Origin of the sequence: Promicromonospora alba (assembly GCF_042654905.1) — a bacterium.
Lineage (GTDB): Bacteria > Actinomycetota > Actinomycetes > Actinomycetales > Cellulomonadaceae > Promicromonospora > Promicromonospora alba.
This window is the reverse complement of sequence record NZ_JBHSFI010000006.1, coordinates 87161-108481: the sequence shown is the minus strand read 5'-3', so window position 1 is coordinate 108481 and position 21321 is coordinate 87161. Positions and strand designations below refer to the sequence as shown.

The following is a 21321-nucleotide window of genomic DNA, read 5'->3' as shown; positions in this document are numbered from 1 at the left end:
ACCTGAGCGCGTGACTCGTATCACCCCGTCCCCGCCGCGCCGGTCAGTCGGCCTGGGGCAGGGCCGCGGGCTGCTCGCCGACGTCCCCGATCACGTTGACCATGCGCGCGCTGCCCTCCGCGAGGTCGTACTCGAGACCGACCACCGCGCACCTGCCCTCCTCGACCGCCTTGGCCAGGCCCGCCGAGTAGCTGTGCAGCATCCCGACGGTGTGCTTGACGTGCTCGCGGCGCAGCACGTTCTGGTCGGCGAGCGCGGCCATCGCCTTGGCCGGGTCGCCCGAGGTGATGCTGACGATCGACGGGATGACGCGGTCCACCACCGCACGCACGAACCCGCCGGGCTGCTCACCCGTGGCGAGCGTGTGCGCCGCGGCAGCGACGGCACCGCACGAGTCGTGGCCCAGCACGATGACGAGCGACGCGCCGAGGACGTCGACCCCGTACTCGATGGAGCCGATCACCGTGGTGTCCAGGACGTGTCCGGCGGTGCGCACCACGAACACGTCGCCCAGTCCCTGGTCGAAGATGATCTCCGCGGCGACGCGGGAGTCCGAGCAGCCGAAGATCACCGTGTGCGGGTGCTGCGCGGCCTGCAGCTCCCGGCGCCGGGCCGCGCCCTGGGACGGGTGGGCCGGAGCGTCCGCGACGAAGCGGTCGTTGCCGGAGCGCAGCAGCTCCCAGGCGTCACGCGGGCTGAGCCGCTCTGGTACCGCGCTCATCGGCTTACCTCCTCACGACGAGGCGGGTTGGCCCCCGCCCGGGACACGGTGATGGCCGCGACGGCGCAGCAGCGGTCCAGGATCTGCTGCACGGTCGCGGCGTCGACGGCGTTGAGTGCTTCGCGCCGGTCAGCGCCGAGCAGGTCGTGCTCCCACAGGCCGTCGATGAGCGCACCCATGAACGAGTCGCCGGCACCCACGGTGTCGACCACCTCGACCCGCGGGGCGACCGCCTCGACCGCACCGGCGTCGGACACCGCTACCGCGCCCTTGCCGCCGAACGTGACCACCACCAGCGCGGGCGTGCCTCGCTGCCAGTCGCGTGCCACGGACACGGGGTCGGCGCCGGGGTAGAGCCAGCCCAGGTCCTCGTCGCTGACCTTCACCACGTCGGAGAGCTGCACGAGCGCCTCGACGCGCGGCCGCACCTCCTCGGCGGGGCCCATGATCGCGGGCCGCGCGTTCGGGTCGTACGTGGTGGTCGACGTCGTCCGCGCCGCCTCGAGGACCTGCCGCACCTCGGTGGCACCCGGCTCGAGGATCGCCGCGATCGAACCGGTGTGGACCGCGAGGGCAGCGCTGCCGCCGACCTGAGCGCTCGCCTCGGCGCTGGTGTCAGCGCCCGGCAGCGCCTCGGCGGGGACGCGCCACGCCAGATCGAAGTCGTAGGTGGCGGAGCCGCTCTCGTCCAGCGTGGCGACCGCGACGCTGGTGCGTTCCGCCCCGTCGCTGCCCGGCACGAGCGCGACATCGGAGTCGGCGAGCCACGCGCGCACCAGGTCGCCCCGTGCGTCGGCGCCGAGCCAGGTCGCGAGCCGGACCTCCCGGCTCAGGCGGCCCAGCGTGAGCGCGACGTTGGCGATGCTTCCACCGGGATGCTCGGCAGAGGAGCCGTCGGGCCGGTGCACCTCGTCCACGAGCGCCTCGCCCACGGCGAGGACGTACGGGCTCACTCGGCCTCCTCCGGCGACTCGGCCGACGAGAGAGACCCCTGCTGCGCGGCGGCGAGGCGCTCGCGAGCGCCGTCGAGCCATTCCTGGCAGCGTGCGGCCAGGGCCTCGCCGCGCTCCCAGAGCGCGAGCGACGCCTCCAGCGGCTCGCCGCCGGTCTCCAGGCGGCCGACCACCTGCACGAGCTCGTCGCGTGCCTGCTCATAGCTGAGCGTCGCGACGTCGGGAGCGTTCCTCACCGGATCGGTTCCGGTCACCGCATCTGTACTCACGGGAGACAGTCAACAGCACGCCACCGACATCTGCGGAGTCCGTCCACAGGAATGAGTTTGGCTCTGGCCGGTCCGACGTCGGACCATGGTGACCCATGGGCCATCTCGAAGTCGCGCACGTCGAATACCACCTGCCGGATGGCCGGACGCTGCTGGGGGACGTCTCGTTCCGCGTGGGTGAGCGGAGCGCGACGGCGATCGTCGGGCCGAACGGTGCGGGCAAGACCACTCTGCTGCGCATCATCACTGGTGAGCTGGCGCCGCACGCCGGTTCCGTGGCCGTGAGCGGCGGGCTCGGCGTCATGCGCCAGTTCGTCGGCTCCGTGCGGGACGAGACCACCGTGCGCGATCTGCTGGTGTCCGTGTCCGCACCCCGGCTGCGCGAGGTGGCGCGCGCCGTCGACGAGGCCGAGCACCGGATGCTGACGGTCGACGACGAGGCCGCGCAGATGGCGTACGCGCAGGCGCTCTCGGACTGGGCTGAGGTGCGCGGCTACGAGGCGGAGACGCTGTGGGACGTCTGCACCATGGCCGCGCTCGGCATGCCGTACGACCGGGTGCAGTTCCGCGAGGTGCGGACGATGTCGGGCGGTGAGCAGAAGCGGCTCGTGCTGGAGGCGCTGCTGCGCGGCACCGACGAGGTGCTGCTGCTCGACGAGCCGGACAACTACCTGGACGTCCCGGGCAAGCGCTGGCTCGAGGAGCAGCTCAAGGCCACCAAGAAGACCATCCTGTTCGTGTCGCACGACCGGGAGCTGCTGTCGCGCTCGGCGGACCGGATCGTGTCGCTGGAGCCGAGCCCCGCGGGCGCCGACGCCTGGGTGCACGGCGGCGGGTTCTCGACGTTCCATGACGCCCGGCGCGAGCGGTTCGCGCGGTTCGAGGAGCTGCGCCGGCGCTGGGACGAGAAGCACGCCCAGCTCAAGAAGCTGGTCCTGACGCTGCGCAACCAGGCGGCGAGCAGCCCCGACATGGCCTCGCGCTACCACGCGGCGCAGACGAGGCTGCGGAAGTTCGAGGAGGTCGGCCCGCCGCCCGAGCCGCCGCGCGAGCAGGACATCACCATGAACCTGCGGGGCGGGCGCACGGGTCTGCGGGCCGTGACCTGCGAGGGGCTGGAGCTCACCGGGCTCATGAAACCGTTCGACCTGGAGGTCTTCTACGGCGAGCGGGTAGCCGTGCTGGGCTCGAACGGCTCCGGCAAGTCGCACTTCCTGCGGCTGCTCGCGGGCGGCGACGTCGCGCACACCGGCTCGTGGAAGCTCGGTGCACGAGTGGTCGCCGGCCACTTCGCGCAGACGCACGCGCACCCGGAGCTGTTCGGCCGCGCGCTGCTCGACATCCTGTGGGAGGACCACGCGCAGGACAAGGGCAAGGCGATGGCCCGGCTGCGGCGCTACGAGCTCACCGAGGCGGCGGACCGGCCCTTCGACAGGCTGTCCGGCGGCCAGCAGGCGCGGTTCCAGATCCTGCTGCTCGAGCTCGCCGGATCGACGGCGCTCCTGCTCGACGAGCCCACCGACAACCTCGACCTGGAGTCGGCCGAGGCGCTCCAGGACGGGCTGGAGTCGTTCGACGGGACGGTGCTGGCCGTGACGCACGACCGCTGGTTCGCGCGCTCGTTCGACCGGTACCTGGTCTTCGGGTCCGACGGCGTGGTGCGCGAGACCTCGGAGCCCGTGTGGGACGAGCGGCGGGTGGAGCGCGAGCGGTAGGCGGGTTCAGGCGGGCGCGACGCCGTGCTCGGCGAGCCGTTCGAGCAGGGCGTCGTGCCCGTCCTTGAGGCGCCACTGCACCGCGGGCATCCCGGTCGACCGGGCGCCGGTGACGTTGGGGGAGTGGTCGTCGATGAAGAGGATCTCCGCCGGCTCGGCCCCGATCCGGGTCGCGGCCTTCTGGAAGAACGCGGCGTCCGGCTTGGCGGCCCCGAGGTCGCAGGAGTAGAGCTTGACGTCGAACAGCTCGTCGTAGGGCAGCGTGGCCTTCATGTACTCGGCCCGGCGCCGGACCTGGTTGGTGCCGAGGTGCACGCCGTACCCGGCGTCGCGCAGCCCGCGGACGAGGTCCAGCGAGGCCGGTGACGTGGCGATGTTCAGCCAGACGGCCGCGAACAGGTCGGCGGCCGGCACATCGACGTCGTACTGCCGCAGGACGTCCGCGAGAACCGGCAGGAAGTCCTCGTCGCCCCCGAGGAGCGGCCGCTCGTAGGCCGAGGCGAGGGTCAGGATCTCGGGGGCGCGCTCGCCGAGCAGCGGCGTGGCCGAGGCGTAGAAACCGTCTCGGATCTCCTGGAGCACGCCGTCGGCGTCGAAGAGTACGTGTCGGATGGTCGTCACCAGCGAACCGTAACGGTCCCGCGCCACGTAGCCGAGGCGCGCGCCGCACCACGCCCCGTGCCGCCTGTCACAGATCCTGGGGTCTCCCGGTCGAACTCATGACGGGCCGTCCGGCTCGTCGAGAACGTCCCGGACATGAATGGGGAACCACCATGAAGATCGTGGTCATCGGCGGCACCGGCCTCGTAGGCAGCCAGGTCGTGAACAACCTGCGGGAGCACGGGCACGAAGCGGTGGCAGCCTCGCCGCAGACCGGCGTGAACACCCTGACCGGCGAGGGCCTGCCGGAGGTGCTCGAGGGCGCACAGGTGCTGATCGACCTCAGCAACTCGCCCTCGTTCGCGGAGGAGGACGTCACCAGCTTCTTCCGGACCTCGACCACCAACCTGCTCGAGGCCGAGGCGAAGGCCGGTGTGCAGCACCACGTGATCCTCTCGATCGTGGGGGCGGAGGGCGTCGACGCCGGCTACATGCGCGCCAAGATCGTGCAGGAGGACCTCGTCAAGGCTTCCGGCGCCGGCTGGTCGATCGTGCGGTCCACGCAGTTCCTCGAGTTCCTCAGCTCGATCGCCGACACGGCAACCGTCGACGGCGTGGTCCACATGGCGCCAGTTCGCTTCCAGCCCATCGCCTCCGCCGACGTCGCCCGCTTCGTCGCCCGGACTGCCGTCGGCACCCCGCTGAACGGCACGATCGATATCGCCGGACCGGAGGTCTTCGGCTTCGACGAGATCGTGCGCACGTACCTGGCGTCGAAGGACGACCCGCGCGAGGTCCGCACCGACCCGAGCGCCACGTACTTCGGCGCGCCGCTCGAGGACGGTGAGCTCGTACCGCACGGCGAGGCCCTGCTGGGTGAGGTCAGCTACGAGCAGTGGCGGAAGGCTCAGGCCTGACGGTCAGCTCGAACCCTCCGGCGCGGCCCGGCCTGCCCGGGCCCGCCGGAAGGGGTCGATCTTCTCCGGGTTCAGCTGCCACATGAGCTCGTGCAGGCCCTCGGACGACGCGGTGACCGCAAGGATGCCCACCAGCTCGCCGTCCCGCTCCATCGCCATGCCCTCCTCGCCGTTGACCTCGATCGGCCGGGTGGTGATACCGGCCCAGAAGATCTCCGCGAACGAGGACAGGACCCGCGCCACCTTGTGCCTGCCCTGCACCGCGACGCGTGCGACATGCTTCGCGGTCCCGTTGCTGTCGGCCCGCGTGACGACGTTCTCGGCGAACAGCCGCTCCAGCCGCTCGACGTCGCCCACCCGGGCAGCGGCGAGGAACGCCTCCAGGAGCGCGCGGCGCTCCGTGCTCGTGACCGTGTTCCGCGGCTCCGACGCGATGTGCTTGCGCGCCCGGCTCACCAGCTGGCGCGTGGCGGCGGGCGACACGCCCACGATCCGCGCGATCTCCGGATACGCGTAGTCGAACGCCTCACGCAGCACGTAGGCGGCCCGTTCCGTGGGGGACAGGCGTTCGAGCAGCACCAGCAGCGCGACGTCCAGGGCCTCCGCCCGTTCCGCACCGAGCGTCGGGTCCTCGCTCGTGTCGACGGGCTCGGGGAGCCACGGCCCCACATAGGTCTCGCGGCGCGACCGAGCGCTCTGCAGCACGTTGATCGCCAACCGCGTCGCGGCGGTGGTGAGGAACGCCTGCGGATTCACCACCACCGAACGATCGGTCGTCTGCCACCGCACCCACGTCTCCTGCACGACGTCCTCGGCCTCGGCCGCCGAGCCGAGCATCCGGTACGCGATGCCGAAAAGTCGCCTGCGGGCGGTGGCGAATACTGCTGCCGCGTCGTCGAGCGTGGTGTCAACGTCACCTGTCATCGTGCTCTCCTTCTGGTGCCGTATCGACCGTAACCGACCGAATGTCCTTGGGCTCGGTCGCGCGGCGGGTAAACATGTTGGCATGACCACACCCGACCCGATCTTCGTGGATCCTCGGCTCGCGCGGCTCTACGACTCCTTCGACGACGACCGCAGCGACCTCGACCTGTACGTCGACCTCGCCGAACGGTTCGGCGCCCGCACGGTGCTCGACGTCGGCTGCGGGACCGGGGTGCTCGCCCTCCTGCTGGCCGAGCGCGGCCTGCGCGTGACCGGCGTCGACCCCGCCGCCGCCTCGCTCGAGGTCGCCCGCGGCAAGCCCGGCGCCGACGCCGTCACCTGGGTCGAGGGCGGGGCCGAAGCCGTCGCCGGCCTGAGCCTCGACGCCGACCTCGCGACGATGACCGGCAACGTCGCGCAGGTGTTCACCACCGACGCCGAGTGGTCCGGGGCGCTCGCGGCGGTCCACTCGGCGCTCCGCCCCGGCGGTGTGCTCGTGTTCGAGACCCGCGTGCCGGCGCGCCAGGCCTGGCTCGGGTGGACCCGCGAGCTCCGGTCTGTCCGTCGCGACATCCCCGGGGTGGGCGAGGTGGAGATGTGGAACGACCTGCTGAAGGTGGAGCTGCCGCTGGTCACCTTCCAGCAGTCCTACCGCTTCCCGCCCGGCGTGCTGCCCGACGGCGACGTGGTCACCTCGGTCTCGACCCTGCGGTTCCGCGAGCGGGACGAGACCGAGGCGATGCTGGCTGCCGCCGGATTCGAGGTCGACGAGGTGCTGGACGCGCCCGACCGGCCGGGGCTGGAGTGGGTGTTCGTGGCGCGTCGGGCCTGATCAACCCCGTTCGCCAGGCGGCCGTCACGAGTGAGTACGATCCATCAGTCCTCGTGCCGACGAGGAGGCACGACACGAGGGGGCACCACGTGGGACACAGCACGACGCGCAAGCTCAAGCTGCAGGGGAAACCCGTCTATCAGGGGGAGCAGGCCCCGCTCGACGGCACCGGGGAGGTCTGGCACCAGGTCGACGTCTTCACACCGGGAGAGATCCGCACGATCGCCCACCTGGAGCGGGAGCTGCCGCCGGGCGGCATACCCGCCTACCTCGCGGCGCGCCGCACGGGCGCACGGTCCTTCGTGCTGTGGGCGGACGAGCACCGTGGGGCGCGGGCCGCCACCGTCGTCACCGTCTCCTGCGGGAACGGTGTCACCGTCTACCAGGTGCTCGGCCCGCAGGGCGAGCTCCTGTGCACGATCGAGCGTGCCAAGGCATTCAGCAAGGGCCTTCGCACCCGGTGGACGGTGAGCCGGCCCGGCGAGCCTGACCTGGTGGGGTACAAGGGCCGGCTCATCTGGTGGTGCACGTGGTGGCTGTTCTCTCCGCTGCTGCCCTTTGTCTGGGTCGTTGCCGTGTTCAACATGTCCGACGTGCCACGCTCGCCCGGCCGCATCGTCTGGCGCACACGCGGCCGGGCGCTCCTGGAGTTCAAGGTGATGTGGAACGAGGTCTACCTGCACGACCCGGAGCTGGACGAGCGAGCGGGGGCCGCTCTGCTGGCCCTGGTCCGTTCGTTCGACTGGCAGAACGGATGGGACGGCTGGACGGAGAAGCAGGCTCAGCGGGTCAGCAAGATGAGCCGGAGAAAAAGGCCGAGCTGATCAGCGGAGTGTGCTGAAGAAGTCCCGGATGTCGTTCGCGAGCAGCTCGGGCTCCTCCATCGCGGGGAAGTGGCCGCCCTCCGTGAAGTCGGTCCAGCGGGTTGTCGCGTTCCACGGGTCGAGCGCGCGGCGCATGAGGGGGTGGGTGTCGAACACGACCCAGGCGGCGGGCACCCCGGAGGCCCCGGCCCAGCCGAGGTCCGAGTGCTCGGACTCGTAGTAGAACTGCGCGCTCGACGCGCCGGCACGGGTGAACCAGTACAGGCTGACGTTGGTGAGGAGCTGGTCGCGGTCCACGGCCTCGTCGGGGGTCGCGTGCTGAGGGTTGGTCCAGGTCTGGAACTTCTCGGCGATCCACGCGAGCTGGCCGACGGGTGAGTCGGTGAGGGCCGCGGCAATGGTGTCCGGACGGTGGTTCTGCATCTCGAAGTAGCCACGCTCGGCGACGTCCGCCGCGCGGATCGCCTCGATCTGGGCGATCTCGTCCTCGGTCAGCCCGTCGGGGTAGGGGAACTTGTCGCCGACCATGCCGAGCATCCGGCCGTCGCTCCCGGCGTGGGTGCCGATGACACGCTCCGGGTAGACGGCAGCGAGCCGCCCGGTGACGCCCGCGCCGATGTCGGTGCCGTGGGCCGCGAACCGCTCGTAGCCGAGCCGCGTCATGATCTCGGCGTACGCCTCGGCGGTGCGCGCCAGCTCCCAGCCGGTCCCCGACAGCGGCGTCGAGAAGCCGAAGCCCGGCAGCGAGGGGATGACCAGGTGGAACTCGTCGGTCAGCAGCGGGATGAGGCGCTGGTACTCGACGAACGAGCCGGGCCAGCCGTGGTTCAGGATGAGCGGGGTCGCCTCGGGGTTGGCCGAGGGCACGTGCACGATGTGGAAGGTCTGCCCGTCGACGACGGTGGTGAATTGCTCGTACTCGTTAAGCTTCGCCTCCTGCGCGCGCCAGTCGAACCCGTCGCGCCAGTACTCGGCGAGCTCGGTCAGGTAGGCCTGCGGGATGCCGCGGCTGAAGTCGGTGCGGTCGTCGCGGCCCGGCACGGGGAGCGGACGGCGGGTCCGTGCGAGCCGGTCCTGGAGGTCGTCAAGGTCGGCCTGTGGGATGTCGATGCGGAACGGGGTGAGTGCGCTGTCCTGGTTCATGTGACCTACAGTGCCAGCCGTAGAGGACAGGTTCTGTCCTCTACTGGCCGGTGGCCTCAAGTTTTTTCGCCGCTCGTGTCTGCGCCGTCGGCGCTAGGAGGCCGTGGCGGTCACCTCGGCGTCCAGCGCACCCTCCGCGAGGCGGATATGTATGCCGGCGCCGACCTCGACGTCGTCGGGCCGCCGCACCACGTGGCCGTCGGCACGCTGGACGACGGCGTAGCCGCGCTCCAGCGTCGATGCCGGCGACAACGCCCGCACCTGGGCGCCGAGCCGCCCGATCTCACCGCTCGCGCGCAGCAGGAGCGTATTCAGTGCGTGCCGGCTGTGCCGGAGCGACTGGACGATGTCGCGCTCCCGGGCCTCCAGCATCGTGTGCGGCACGGCGAGGACGGGGCGGGAGCGGACGCCGTCGAGCCCGTGCTGCTCACGGTCGATCATGGCCGTGACGGCGCCGCGCATCCGGCTGCGGGCCTGGGTGAGGCGGAGGCGCTCCTCCGACACGTCGGGCACTATCCGCTTGGCGGCGTCGGTCGGCGTTGAGGCGCGGTAGTCGGCAACGAGGTCGAGCAGCGGTGCGTCGGTCTCGTGGCCGATCGCGCTGACCAGGGGAGTGCGGGCCTGCGCCACGGCGCGGACCAGGGACTCGTTGCTGAACGGCAGCAGGTCCTCGACGGAGCCGCCGCCCCGCGCGACGACTATCACGTCGACCCGGGGGTCCTGATCGAGCTCGGCGATCGCGTTCGACACCTCGCGCACCGCGTTGACGCCCTGTACCGCCACCTCGCGGATCTCGAACCGCACCTGAGGCCAGCGGGCCCGGGCGTTCACCACCACGTCGTGCTCGGCCTTGGACTCGCGTCCGCACACGAGCCCGACGACCGCGGGCAGGAAGGGGAGCTTTCGCTTGCGGGACAGGTCGAACAGGCCCTCCGCCGCGAGCACCTTCTTGAGGGACTCGATCCGCGCGAGCAGCTCGCCGACGCCGACGGCCTTGATCTCGTTCGCCTGCATCTGCAGCGTGCCGCGCTTGGTCCAGAACACGGGCTTGGCATGCACCACTACGTGGTCGCCCTCCGCCGGCGGCTGGGGCAGTGTGAGGAGGACACGCGAGAAGATCGTCACCGGCAGGGAGGCGTCGGCCTCGGTGTCACGGAGTGTGAGCCATTGCATCCCGGAACCGGGGCGCTGGTTGAACTGCACCACCTGCCCCTCGACCCAGACCGGCGGCATCTTGTCGATGTAACCCTTGATCTTCTCCGAGAGCACACGCACCGGCCAGGGGGTGGAGGGCGTGGTGTCGAGCGCCTTCAGAGGGATCTCTGCGGGGAGTGGTCGCTGGGTGGGTTCCGTCACGTGTCCAACCCTGCCACCCACCACCGACACAAGCCCTCCGCACGCCGCCCCTAGACTGCACCTGTGAGTGTCACGAGCCCTGAGCGTCCTGTTGAGACCCAGACCAAGCGCGTCCTGCTGGCTGCGCCCCGCGGCTATTGCGCGGGCGTCGACCGTGCGGTCGTCGCCGTCGAGAAGGCACTGGAGACCTATGGCGCACCGGTCTACGTGCGCAAGGAGATCGTCCACAACAAGCACGTGGTGGAGACGCTGCGGGAACGTGGCGCCATCTTCGTCAACGAGACCGACGAGGTGCCCGAGGGCAGCCGGCTCGTCTTCTCCGCGCACGGGGTGTCGCCCGCGGTGCGCGCCTCGGCCGTGGCGCGGAGCCTGGACACGATCGACGCGACCTGCCCACTGGTCACCAAGGTGCACAAGGAAGCCGTGCGGTTCGCGAACGACGACTACGACATCCTGCTGATCGGGCACACCGGTCACGAAGAGGTCGAGGGCACCGCCGGCGAGGCACCCGATCACGTGCAGATCGTGAACTCGCCGGACGAGGTGGACCAGGTGGTCGTCCGTGACCCCGCCAAGGTCGTCTGGATCTCGCAGACGACGCTGTCGGTCGACGAGACCATGGAGACGGTGCGCCGGCTGCGCGAGAAGTTCCCGTCCCTGCAGGACCCGCCCAGCGACGACATCTGCTACGCCACCCAGAACCGCCAGGTGGCCGTGAAGAAGCTGGCGCCGGAGTGCGATCTTGTCATCGTCGTCGGCTCAGCCAACTCGTCCAACTCGGTGCGGCTCGTCGAGGTGGCGCTCAAGGCCGGGGCCAAGGCCTCGTACCGCGTGGACCGCAAGACCGAGATCAAGGACGAGTGGCTCGAGGGCGTCACCACGGTGGGCGTGACCTCGGGTGCCTCGGTTCCCGAGATCCTCGTGGAGGACGTCATCGCGCACCTCGCCGACCACGGCTTCGGCACGGTCGACGAGGTCCGGACCGCGACCGAGGACCTGATGTTCTCGCTGCCGCGCGAGCTGCGTGCGGGGCTCAAGGCCGCGGGCACGGAGCCCAAGCGTCCGCGTCGCGAGGCTCGCCCGGAGCTGCCGCAGGCCTGAGGCCCGCGCGGCACGCTGCTGGCGTGCGTCGCGCTGCCGGGCCGCTGGCTGGTGTCCCACCGTCATGAGAACGGGGTTGTGTTCCGCAGGAGGCCTGCGGTGAACACAACCCCGTTCTCGACTGTTCGGTTCTCGACTGTTCGGTTCTCGACGGTCCGGTTCTCGGCCGTCCGGCGCTGTCAGCCCGCCTGTCCGACGGCGGCGGTGTTCTCGTCGTCGGACGACTTCTTCTCGACCGCCTCGAACGCGCGCTTGTCGGTGGTCGCGAGCTCGGTGACCTCCAGCGCCTGCACCAGGATGGTGTCGGTGTCCTGTGCTCGGTCGAACGCGACGACGTCGCCGTCGTCCGCAGCCAGCAGCTCGGCCTTCGTGATGGGGCGCGGGACCTCCTCGATGCCCCTCGGCTCCGCGATGCGGTCCTTCTCGTCGATCACGTCGAGCTCCACCATGCGGCGGGCCGACGTGAGCACGTTGCGCTCCAGCGACCCGATGAGCCTGTTGTAGTCCTTGGTGGCCGACTCCAGGGAGCGTCCCATCTTCGTGACGTGCTGCGTCATGGTGACCAGCCGCGCGTACAGCTCCTTGCCGACGGTGAGCACCTTCTGAGCGTTCTCCGCCAGGGACTCCTGGCGCCACGCGTACGCGACCGTCCGCAGCAGGGCGAGCATCGTGGTGGGCGTCGCGATGATGACGTTCTTCTGCACCGCGTACTCCAGCAGCTCCGGCGCGCGTTCCAGGGCCGCCGAAAGGAACGCCTCGGCGGGCACGAACATCACGACGAACTCGGGTGCGGGCTCGAACTGGTTCCAGTACTTCTTGCCGGCCAGGTCGTCCACGTGCTTGCGCATGTGGCGCACATGCGCGTCGAGGCGCTGCTCGCGGTACGCGGCGTCGTCGGACTGCTGGGCCTCCAGGAAGCCGAGGAACGCGACCTTGGAGTCCACGACCACGCTCTTGCCGCCGGCGAGGTTGATGACCATGTCGGGGCGCTGCACCTCGCCGTCCTCCGTGGTGACCTGCGCCTGCTCGGTGAAGTCGACCCGGTTGATCATGCCAGCGGACTCGACGACCTTGCGCAGCTGCAGCTCGCCCCACGCGCCGCGCGTCTGCGACGAACGCAGCGCCGTGACGAGGTCCGCCGTGCCGTTGCGCAGGTCGGTCGACACCTCGGCGACGTTGCGCATCTGCTCCACGAGCGCGCCCTGGCCCTCGATGCGGGCCTTCTCCGCCTGGAGCACCTCGCTGCGCACCAGCTCGACAGCCTTGGTCAGCGGGTCGACCAGAGACTTGACGGCCTCCTCACGCTTGGCGAGCGCCTGCTCGCCGTCCGACGTGGACCGCTTGAGCCGCTCCTCCGCGAGCTCGAGGAAACGCTTGCTGTTGGCGTCCAGCGCGTCGCCCGCGAGCGCCTGGAACTGGCGGCGGGCGTGCTCCTGCTCGGAGCGGGCTGCGGCGATCTGCTCGGCGGCGCGCTCCCGTGCCGCGTCGATCTGCTCGTCCGCGCGATGCTGTGCGGCGGCGATCCGCTGCTCGGCCGACTCGGCCTGGGCGCGCAGGCGGGCGACCTCCATGTCCGTGTCACGCTGCGCGGGCGCAACACGCTGCGCGTGACCGAGCCACCCCAGCAGCACGCCGACGACGAGAGCGCCGAGGGCCAGCAGAATCGTTGCGACGATGTCCATGGGCGACAGGCTGCCATGGGCCACTGACACTCCGGCACGATGACACCCCGCATGGTCGAAATCGTCCGGTATGCGTCTGGTACGACCGGACGGGCGGTTTCTCCGCCCGGCGACGGATCTCCTTCGCCCGGCACTCATCCTCGCGTCGGATCCGTAGTGTCGGACGGCGCGACTACGTTGGGTGCCATGACGACCCCAGTCGACCCGAGCCCTCCAGGCAGCCCCGGGACCGCAGGTGCCCAGGAGCCGCCCCCGCACGACCCGTCGGCGGCGCTCAGCGTGCGCGGACTCTGGAAGCGGTTCGGGCAGAAGATCGCGGTCTCGGGCGTCGACCTGGACGTGCCGGCGGGCTCGTTCTACGGTCTGGTCGGTCCGAACGGGGCCGGCAAGACGACCATGCTGTCGATGGCCACCGGCCTGCTGCGGCCTGACTTCGGCAGTGCCTGGGTGCACGGTGTGGACCTGTGGGCGCGGCCCGACGAGGCCAAGGCGACCCTTGGCGTCCTGCCCGATGGCGTGCGCCTGTTCGACCGGCTGACCGGCCGCCAGCTGCTCACGTACGCCGGGATGCTGCGCGGTATGGACAAGGACACCGTGGTGGATCGGACGAACGACCTCCTGAAGGCGTTCGACCTGGTCGCGGACGCGGACACGTTCGTCGTCGACTACTCCGCCGGCATGACCAAGAAGATCGCGCTGGGCAGCGCGATGATCCATGCGCCGCGCACCCTGGTGCTGGACGAGCCGTTCGAGGCCGTCGACCCGGTGAGCGCCGCGAACATCCGCGACATCCTCAAGAGCTATGTGGCGGGCGGTGGCACCGTCATCGTCTCCAGCCACGTCATGGACCTGGTGCAGCGCATGTGCGACCACGTCGCGGTGATGGCGGCGGGGCACGTCCTCGCGGCGGGCACGGTGGACGAGGTGCGCGGCGAGCAGAGCCTGGAAGACCGGTTCGTGGACCTCGTCGGTGGCCGTCAGCACTCGGAGGGGCTCTCATGGTTGCGCGGTTCCTGAGCCTCAAGCTGACGCTGATGGGCAACACGTTCCGCAGGAGCGTGTGGCAGACCATCGGCATGATCGTCGCGGCCCTCTACGCCCTCGGCGCCGTCGGCCTCCTGATCGCGGCGGTAGTGGGTCTGGGTCTCGTTGGCGACCCGGCCTGGGCCGGCCTCGCGATCACCCTCGGCGGGGCGCTGGCCGTCCTGGGCTGGTGGGTCATCCCGATCTTCGCCTTCGGCGTGGACGCCACGCTGGATCCCCATCGGTTCACGACGTTCGCGATCCCCCGGCGCACGCTTCTCGCGGGGCTGGCGGTGGCGGGACTGGTCTCGGTACCCGGTATCGCGACGGTGCTGCTCGCGCTGGGGGTCTCCTTCGCGTGGCTGCTGCAGCCGGGAGTGCTGCTCGTCTCGCTCGTCGGCGCGGTGCTCGGCGTCGCCACGTGTGTCCTCGGCTCCCGGGCGATCACCACGCTGCTCGCGCCCGTCCTGGAGTCGCGCCGCTACCGCGAGGTCGTGACGATCCTGGCGCTGGTGCTCTTCATGACGATCGGCCCGCTCGTCGGCTGGCTCGCCAACGGCGTCGAGGTCTCGGTCGAGCCGGGCTCCGACAGCAGTACCGGGATGCAGCTCCTCCCGTTGTTCGAGCAGGCGGCCGCCGTCGTCGGCTGGACGCCGTTCGGCGCGGCGTGGTCGCTCGGCAGCACTGCGTACGACGGCGACTGGGCGGGCCTGGCGGGTCGCCTCGCGGTCGCGCTCGGCACCGTCGGGCTGGCGTGGCTGGTCTGGGACCGGGCACTGGGCCGCGCCCTGGTGCGCCCGCCCGTCGGCGACGGCAGCGGTGGCAAGGCCAAGGGCCTCGGGATGTTCGGCCGCGTGCCGTTCTCGCCCACCTGGGCTGTCACCGCCCGGACCGCCACCTACTGGCTGCGGGACCCGCGCTACTCGGGGTCCATCGCCGTCATCCCGCTGCTGCCGGTCATCATGTACTTCACGTCCCAGAGCACCGGCAGCTTCTTCCTGCTCCTGGCGACCGGGCCGTTCGTGGGCTGGATGCTCGGCTTCAGCATCTCCAACGACATCGGCTACGACAACACCGCGTTCGCCCTCCACGTCTCGTCGGGTGTCGACGGCCGCGCCGACCGGTGGGGCCGCGCGATCCCGATGCTGATTGCCGGCCCTCTGGTCGCCGCGGCCACGGTGGTGGCGTCGGTCTGGGTCGCCGACTCCTGGCACCTGACCCTGCCCCTGCTGGGGCTGGCGTTTGGTGCCCTGCTGGTCAGTACCGCTGTGTCCTGCGCGGTCTCGGCACGGCTCGTCTACCCGGTCGCGAAGCCGGGCGAGAGCCCGCTGAAGTCGCCGCAGGGCGCGGCGATGGCCACGCTAGTCTCGCAGGGCATCGGGTTCGCCGTCACGGCAGCGCTGGCCCTGCCGGTCTTCGCGGTGGGTATCCCGGCGTTGATGTTGGGTGGCGTCCTGTGGGGCCTTGCCGCGATCCTCGTGGGAATCCTGTACGGCACGTTGATCCTGGTGCTGGCCGTGCGGTTCGGAGCTCGTGTGTACGACAGGCGCCTGCCCGAGCTGCTCCAGCAGGTGCAGTCCTTCCCGTGACCTCGAAGCGTCGTCGCCCCAGGTCAGCGGTCGTGTCAGTGACCCGGCCTAGCCTGGGGTGATGACGCGATTCACGGCAGACGACGACCTGCGGCACGCCGAGTTCGTCGCGGCGAACCTGACCAGCGCCCGATTCCGTTTCACCGACCTGGAAGGTGCGGCGTTCGACCAGTCGTACCTGCCCCGCGTCGTGATGCGCGGAGTCGATCTCACCGGCGCGGACATCGACGGGCAGATCGGCGGCCTCAAGATCAACGGCGTCGAGGTGCTGCCGCTGATCGAGGCCGAGCTGAACCGCAGGCATCCCGGGCGAGAGCTGGCTCGCTCCCAGGTCCTCGCGGAGCAGCGTGAGTCGTTCGAGGCAGCGCAGCGGACCTGGTCGGCCACGCTCGACCGGGTGGCGGCCATGCCAGCAGGGACGGTGGACCAGCAGGTCGACGGCGAGTGGTCGGTCGCCCAGACCCTGCGGCACCTGGTGTTCGCCGTCGACGGCTGGGTACGACACGGGATCCAGCGCCTCGACGGCGCCTTCAGCCCGATAGGCCTCCCGTTCTCCGAGTACGACGACGAAGCGGGTGCGCTCGGCGTCGACGTCACGGCCACGCCGTCGTTCCAGGAGGTGCAGGCGGCCTACACCGATCGCATGGCCCAGGTGCGCGCGCAGTACGACGCCCTCACGCAGGAGGACTTCGAGGCGCCGGCTCGCCGGCTGCCGCCATGGGAACCGGAGACGCGCAGCCTTCCGGTGTGGCGCTGCCTGGGGGTGATCGCCAACGAAGCCTGGGAGCATCACCGATTCGCAGCGCGTGATCTCGACGAGCTGGAGCGCAGGCGCGACGCCCGGTAGACGGGCCTGCCGAAGCCCGCGACGACGCGGCTGTCGGCGATTGGCGCTCGGCACGTAGAATTTCGCGACGTGGCTCTTACTATCGGCATCGTCGGCCTGCCCAACGTCGGCAAGTCCACCCTCTTCAACGCTCTGACCCGCAACCAGGTGCTCGCGGCGAACTACCCGTTCGCGACGATCGAGCCCAACGTCGGCGTGGTCTCGCTGCCCGACGAGCGGCTCAACAAGCTCGCTGAGATCTTCGGGAGCCAGAAGATCCTGCCGGCGACGGTGTCGTTCGTGGACATCGCGGGCATCGTCAAGGGCGCGTCCGAGGGCGAGGGCCTGGGCAACAAGTTCCTCGCCAACATCCGCGAGGCTGACGCGATCTGCCAGGTCACCCGCGCGTTCGACGACCCGGACGTGGTGCGCGTGGACGGCTCGATGGACGCTCCCGGCGACATCGAGACCATCTCCACCGAGCTGATCCTCGCCGACCTCCAGACCCTCGAGAAGGCTCTGCCGAGGATGGAGAAGGAGGTCAAGATCAAGCGCGGCGACCCCGTCCTGTATGCCGCCGCGAAGAAGGCGGAGGAGATCCTGAACCAGGGCGTGACCCTGTACCAGGGCGCCGCCGACGCCGGTCTCGACCTGGCCGAGATCGCGAGCCTCCAGCTGATGACCGCCAAGCCGTTCATCTACGTCTTCAACACCGACGACGCCGGTCTGGCGGACACCGCCTCCCAGGAGGCCCTGCGCAAGGTCGTCGCCCCGGCCCAGGCGATCTTCCTGGACGCGAAGTTCGAGTCCGAGCTCGTGGAGCTCGAGCCCGAGGAGGCCGCCGAGATGCTCGCCGAGTCCGGCCAGCCGGAGTCCGGCCTGGACCAGCTCGCGAAGGTCGGCTTCGAGACGCTCGGCCTGCAGACCTACCTCACGGCGGGCCCGAAGGAAGCGCGCGCCTGGACCATCCACAAGGGCTGGACTGCTCCGCAGGCGGCCGGCGTGATCCACACCGACTTCGAGCGCGGCTTCATCAAGGCCGAGGTCACCTCGTTCGAGGACCTGGTCGAGGCCGGTTCGTCCGCCGCGGTGAAGGCTGCGGGCAAGGCCCGCATCGAGGGCAAGGACTACGTCATGCAGGACGGCGACGTGGTCGAATTCAGATTTAACGTATAAATTGCCTGATCAGAGCTGATCTTGGAGTGCGCAGTTCACCGTGGTCGAGTTCCGCTTCAACGTCACGGGCGACGATGCAGAGCCGACGGCATTTCGGGATAAACTCGATCGGCACCCCTGGATTCCTTCGACGTCGAGTTCGCCCGCGTGCTCGAGCACCACTATGGCCTGGCGGCTGACCAGCGGTGGGTGGGAGGCTTGAGTCCATGGCGAACGATCCGCTGAGCCTTGACGAGCCGCACGAGTGGGCTGGCGTGTGGTGGCTGCCCGCTTATCCCGACGACCGAGTTCCAGGTGTGCTCCGTTACGAGCGTGAGAAGGGGTTGACGCTCACCCTCATCGGTGCGTTCGAGGATCGGCAGATGTCGACGCTTGAGTCGGGCCTCGTCGCGGTCCACGAGGATAGCCTCGACTGGAGCGTCATCCACGGCGCTGCAGATCAGCTCGCGATCACGCTGCTGGACTGCTTCCCGAACGGCACCCACAGGAAGTTCGGCGGCCAGGTGCAGAGTCCCGACAAGCAGACGGTCGTGGCGCTCACCGCGCTCGTCGGCGTGCATGCCGACGGGAACCATGACCCCGTCTTCTGCGCAACGGAGGTGTCTGTCGAAGACCTCGGGACCTGGGCAGCCCGGTCTCCGTTCGAGAACGGCTTCATCGGCGCTCCAGGAGGCCGGATGGACGGAAGCGGCTCCATCTCCGCGAAACCCATGGAGGAGTCATCGGTGGACTTCGACAGCACCGTGTACACGCTCGCGCATCGGCGCTTCGCGCCGTCGTTCGATCACCGGCGCGGCGGGACCACCGGTCACATCCGCGACACGACCTACGTCCGCATCGCTCCTGCAGAGCCGTGCTCGCTGCAGGACGCGATCTCGGCCGCCCGCTCTATCCAAGATCTGGTCTCGCTCGCGACGCACCGTGCCGCGGGCGTGAATTGGCTGCGGCTGAGGCTCGCGGGGGAGGAGCGCATGCCACGGGTCGAGGTGCTCTACTCGCCCGCGGTGATCGGCGAGGCTGCCGGCAAGGCGATCGACTCCCGGCGGGTGTTCTTCACCTGCGATGACCTCGCCTTCGAGGAGGTCCTCCCTCGGTGGTGCGAGGTCCGCGAGCGTCTACTGCCCGCGATGAACCTCGTCCTCGGTTTGCGCTACGCGCCGAAGCAGTACCTCGAGAGCCGGCTCCTGATGGCTACGGGTGCGGCCGAGGCTCTGCATCGCAGGCTCGGCATCGACGCGCTGCAGATGCCGAAGTCGGAGTTTAGGGCCATGAGGAGTGCGATGCTGGAGCTCGCACCGGAGGACCAGCGCGAGCGGCTCCAGAACGCCATCCGCAACGACATGACCCTCCGGGATCGACTGCGCGCTCTCGCCACGCGACCTGACCAGGAGGCGATGGCCGCGCTCGTGCCCGACGTCGAGCGGTGGGCTGGGAGGACCGTCAACGCACGCAATGACCTCGCGCACGAGGGCGACACGCCCCGACACTCGATCGAGGAACTGGTCGCCGTTGTCGATGTCACCGCCGCGGTCGTGACCCTGAACCTGCTGCAGGAGCTGGGGCTCCCCGCCGAGCGCCAGCAGAAGATCGTGCGGGAGCATCCGCAGCTGAGCATGACCGCTCGAAAGGCCAGGGAGACGCTGACCACGCCGCCGTCGGACTGAACCGATCGTGCGACCGCAACCGCGCCAGGTCACACGGTCCGATCGCGGGCGGGGTTCTGCTGGCGCACCAGGAACACGCGCAGGTCCTCCGGGTCGACGCGCCAACGTGCGCGCGTGCCGGGGCCGCCGACGTTGATGGCGCGCAACTCGCGGCTGGCGATAGGCCAGCGCACCTCCCCAGTGGGTCACGTCGAGCGTCGTGGCTTCACCCTTGTCATGCTCGTACCTCCGGAGATCGCTAGTCGATCTGACCAGTCTTCCCCAGTGATGCGAGCTGCCACAGCACCCGGCAGTATCGTCGGGGGTGGGCGGATCGTTGCGAGTGGGCGAATTGCGATGCACGCTGATGGTTCTACGTGCCTGAATGCGGTCGAATTTAGGTTCAATATTTGAGAATCGCCTGGTAAATCAACACTTCTGCGAGCGTCGCGGCCAAAACTTCTCCCAGGTTCTGACGGCGGTGCTGGACACGCGTAAAACCAGGCGCCATCGGGACTGCCGCAGGGAGCCGTGGCCAGGCTGACCAAGCCATCGCACGAGCCGAGCGTGGAAGGAGAGGAGCCTCGACATGAGCCTGAAAGATGAACTGGATGAGTACGTCCAGAAGGCCGTCGACGAGCAGTGGGATCGTCGCGCAGGTCAGAAGGTGCCCGACACCGATGACCTTCCCCTGAAGAACCTTGCTGTCGAGCTCGACGCAACGGTCCTCTACGCTGATCTTGCGTCGTCCACGAAGATGGTCAAGGGGTACAAGGACTGGTTCGCCGCCGAGGTCTACAAGAGCTACCTCTACTGTGCTGCGAAGATCATTCGGGCGCGAGGTGGCACCGTCACCGCCTATGACGGGGACCGTGTCATGGGTGTGTTCATCGGGGACTCGAAGAACTCCGACGCCGCGAAGTGCGGGCTGCAGATCAGTTGGGCGTCCAAAAACATCGTGGCAGCGAAGATCGCCAAGAAGTACCCGAAGAGCACCTTCGAGCTCAAGCAACGGGTCGGCATCGACACCTCGAAGCTTTTCGTCGCCAGAACAGGCATCCGAGGAAGCAACGACTTGGTCTGGGTCGGGAACGCGGCGAACAATGCGGCGAAGCTGGCCGCTCTGGACCCTCGCTACCCGACCTACATCACCGCCGACGTCTACAGCAGGCTGAGCGAGGCCTCGAAGCTCGGGGGCGACCCGAAGCGGGACATGTGGACTGACCTAGGAACCTCCGACATGGGCTATCAGATCTACGGGTCGACATTCTCGTGGTCGATCTGACGTCGGATCTCAACCGAGGGCGCTGATCCACTCGTCCATCGCCGGGATGATGGGATTCCCCTGGTAGACGGTTCCGATGCCGGACGTCCACTGCGGTCGGAGCAGACCCTGGTTGTTGTCATTCAAGTTCGAGTAGAAGACATCACCGACGAAGATCGGGTTCGATCCCCAGCCACGTCCTGCCAGGTGCGCCAGATGGGCTGCTCGGTTCACGACGTCCCCCATGTACACGACGTCGTTGATCGTGCTTCCGCTATACCCGGCCTTGATCATGAGGACTCGCCCGTACTCGACGCCGATGCCGATGCCGAGCTGGGTGATCCCTGCCTTCTCGTAGTGGTGGTTGAGGAGCTTCAGGAGGGTGCTGGCCTGTGCAGCGATAGCGAACACATCGTCGATGTGGTTGACCTGCGTCGTCTTGTAGGAGGCCCACACGCAGTCGCCGACGATATTCACCTCGCGCACGTAGGAGTCGGAGTTGAGAACTGCGACCATCTCAGAGATGAATGACCGATAGATCTTCGCAAGAACGGGCCGCTTGTGCTTCGACGTCAGGCCAGAGGAGTCTCGGATGTCAATGAAGATCGCCGAGCACATGCCATAGAAGCCGTTCGCGAACGTGAGCTTGTCCCGGTCAGGGAGCCCGTCCACCTCCTCGTATGCCCCCGCCGGCTGATCCAGGATCGCTTTGATCCGGGCTGAGCTGGCAGTCCAGTCGTATGGTCTGTAGTTGCCGTCCATT

General features: G+C 69.3%; 21 protein-coding genes. 11 read left to right on the top strand and 10 right to left on the bottom strand.

Going from position 1 to position 21321, the window contains the following annotated elements:
• Nucleotides 1–43: 43 nt before the first annotated feature.
• The 3 genes from ACFO6V_RS20070 to ACFO6V_RS20060 are packed head-to-tail and all read right to left on the bottom strand — an operon-like array spanning nt 44 to nt 1943.
• Entirely contained in the window at nt 44–721 is a 678-nt protein-coding gene (locus tag ACFO6V_RS20070) for a carbonic anhydrase (protein ID WP_377138441.1), read from the bottom strand.
• Nucleotides 718–1674 (bottom strand): carbohydrate kinase family protein, encoded by a 957-nt coding sequence (locus tag ACFO6V_RS20065; RefSeq protein WP_377138438.1) that lies wholly within the window; start codon nt 1672–1674, stop codon nt 718–720. The genes ACFO6V_RS20070 and ACFO6V_RS20065 overlap by 4 nt, the downstream gene beginning before the upstream one ends.
• Nucleotides 1671–1943, bottom strand: coding sequence for an exodeoxyribonuclease VII small subunit (locus ACFO6V_RS20060; protein WP_377138436.1), 273 nt, complete (start codon nt 1941–1943; stop codon nt 1671–1673). Before ACFO6V_RS20060 ends, ACFO6V_RS20065 begins: the two co-directional genes overlap by 4 nt.
• A gap of 95 nt (nt 1944–2038) precedes the next feature.
• Here ACFO6V_RS20060 and ACFO6V_RS20055 point away from each other — a divergent pair, with 95 nt between their 5' ends.
• On the top strand, nt 2039–3658 hold the full coding sequence (locus tag ACFO6V_RS20055; protein ID WP_357505612.1) for an ABC-F family ATP-binding cassette domain-containing protein: 1620 nt from the start codon (nt 2039–2041) through the stop codon (nt 3656–3658).
• Nucleotides 3659–3664: 6 nt separating this feature from the next.
• Here the strand turns inward: ACFO6V_RS20055 and ACFO6V_RS20050 are convergent, their stop codons facing one another.
• On the bottom strand, nt 3665–4279 hold the full coding sequence (locus ACFO6V_RS20050; RefSeq protein ID WP_377138433.1) for an HAD family hydrolase: 615 nt from the start codon (nt 4277–4279) through the stop codon (nt 3665–3667).
• Nucleotides 4280–4431: 152 nt separating this feature from the next.
• On the opposite strand from ACFO6V_RS20050, the gene ACFO6V_RS20045 reads away from it, so the two are divergent.
• A complete protein-coding gene (locus tag ACFO6V_RS20045) occupies nt 4432–5175 on the top strand; it encodes an SDR family oxidoreductase (RefSeq protein WP_377138431.1) in 744 nt (247 codons plus the stop codon).
• Nucleotides 5176–5178: 3 nt separating this feature from the next.
• Here ACFO6V_RS20045 and sigJ read toward each other — a convergent pair whose 3' ends face one another.
• Nucleotides 5179–6099 carry an RNA polymerase sigma factor SigJ gene (sigJ, locus tag ACFO6V_RS20040; RefSeq protein ID WP_377138429.1) on the bottom strand — a complete coding sequence of 307 codons (921 nt, stop codon included), beginning with the start codon at nt 6097–6099 and terminating at the stop codon, nt 5179–5181.
• 82 nt (nt 6100–6181) lie between these two features.
• Between sigJ and ACFO6V_RS20035 the strand changes: the two genes are divergently transcribed.
• Both ACFO6V_RS20035 and ACFO6V_RS20030 read left to right on the top strand, forming a co-directional pair.
• A complete protein-coding gene (locus ACFO6V_RS20035) occupies nt 6182–6931 on the top strand; it encodes a class I SAM-dependent methyltransferase (protein WP_377138426.1) in 750 nt (249 codons plus the stop codon).
• Between the two features lie 89 nt (nt 6932–7020).
• Nucleotides 7021–7755, top strand: a complete 735-nt coding sequence (locus tag ACFO6V_RS20030; protein WP_377138423.1) for a hypothetical protein — start codon at nt 7021–7023, stop codon at nt 7753–7755.
• Here ACFO6V_RS20030 and ACFO6V_RS20025 read toward each other — a convergent pair whose 3' ends face one another.
• Both ACFO6V_RS20025 and xseA read right to left on the bottom strand, forming a co-directional pair.
• Entirely contained in the window at nt 7756–8898 is a 1143-nt protein-coding gene (locus ACFO6V_RS20025; protein WP_377138421.1) for an epoxide hydrolase family protein, read from the bottom strand.
• 93 nt (nt 8899–8991) lie between these two features.
• Nucleotides 8992–10254, bottom strand: coding sequence for an exodeoxyribonuclease VII large subunit (xseA, locus tag ACFO6V_RS20020; RefSeq protein ID WP_377138418.1), 1263 nt, complete (start codon nt 10252–10254; stop codon nt 8992–8994).
• A gap of 63 nt (nt 10255–10317) precedes the next feature.
• On the opposite strand from xseA, the gene ACFO6V_RS20015 reads away from it, so the two are divergent.
• A complete protein-coding gene (locus ACFO6V_RS20015; protein WP_377138415.1) occupies nt 10318–11355 on the top strand; it encodes a 4-hydroxy-3-methylbut-2-enyl diphosphate reductase in 1038 nt (345 codons plus the stop codon).
• A gap of 179 nt (nt 11356–11534) precedes the next feature.
• On the opposite strand, the gene ACFO6V_RS20010 is transcribed toward ACFO6V_RS20015, so the two are convergent.
• Nucleotides 11535–13037: a DNA recombination protein RmuC gene (locus ACFO6V_RS20010; RefSeq protein ID WP_377138413.1), complete on the bottom strand. Its 1503-nt coding sequence runs from the start codon at nt 13035–13037 to the stop codon at nt 11535–11537.
• Nucleotides 13038–13223: 186 nt separating this feature from the next.
• Here ACFO6V_RS20010 and ACFO6V_RS20005 point away from each other — a divergent pair, with 186 nt between their 5' ends.
• From ACFO6V_RS20005 to ACFO6V_RS19985, 5 genes are all read left to right on the top strand, one after another.
• Nucleotides 13224–14054 (top strand): ABC transporter ATP-binding protein, encoded by an 831-nt coding sequence (locus ACFO6V_RS20005; protein ID WP_377138411.1) that lies wholly within the window; start codon nt 13224–13226, stop codon nt 14052–14054.
• Complete coding sequence (locus ACFO6V_RS20000) at nt 14036–15649, top strand: hypothetical protein (protein ID WP_377138409.1); 1614 nt, start codon at nt 14036–14038, stop codon at nt 15647–15649. The genes ACFO6V_RS20005 and ACFO6V_RS20000 overlap by 19 nt, the downstream gene beginning before the upstream one ends.
• A 61-nt stretch (nt 15650–15710) precedes the next feature.
• Nucleotides 15711–16496, top strand: a complete 786-nt coding sequence (locus tag ACFO6V_RS19995) for a DinB family protein (RefSeq protein ID WP_377138406.1) — start codon at nt 15711–15713, stop codon at nt 16494–16496.
• A 69-nt stretch (nt 16497–16565) separates the two neighbouring features.
• Nucleotides 16566–17651, top strand: coding sequence for a redox-regulated ATPase YchF (gene ychF / locus ACFO6V_RS19990; RefSeq protein ID WP_357505635.1), 1086 nt, complete (start codon nt 16566–16568; stop codon nt 17649–17651).
• A 206-nt stretch (nt 17652–17857) separates the two neighbouring features.
• On the top strand, nt 17858–19315 hold the full coding sequence (locus tag ACFO6V_RS19985) for an ApeA N-terminal domain 1-containing protein (RefSeq protein WP_377138402.1): 1458 nt from the start codon (nt 17858–17860) through the stop codon (nt 19313–19315).
• 29 nt (nt 19316–19344) lie between these two features.
• On the opposite strand, the gene ACFO6V_RS19980 is transcribed toward ACFO6V_RS19985, so the two are convergent.
• Entirely contained in the window at nt 19345–19488 is a 144-nt protein-coding gene (locus ACFO6V_RS19980) for a hypothetical protein (RefSeq protein ID WP_377138399.1), read from the bottom strand.
• A gap of 395 nt (nt 19489–19883) precedes the next feature.
• Between ACFO6V_RS19980 and ACFO6V_RS19975 the strand changes: the two genes are divergently transcribed.
• The gene (locus tag ACFO6V_RS19975) at nt 19884–20579 is read left to right on the top strand and encodes an adenylate/guanylate cyclase domain-containing protein (protein ID WP_377138396.1); all 696 of its coding nucleotides are present in this window, start codon (nt 19884–19886) and stop codon (nt 20577–20579) included.
• A 9-nt stretch (nt 20580–20588) separates the two neighbouring features.
• Here the strand turns inward: ACFO6V_RS19975 and ACFO6V_RS19970 are convergent, their stop codons facing one another.
• The gene (locus tag ACFO6V_RS19970; RefSeq protein WP_377138393.1) at nt 20589–21320 is read right to left on the bottom strand and encodes an adenylate/guanylate cyclase domain-containing protein; all 732 of its coding nucleotides are present in this window, start codon (nt 21318–21320) and stop codon (nt 20589–20591) included.
• Between the last annotated feature and the right edge of the window lies 1 nt (nt 21321).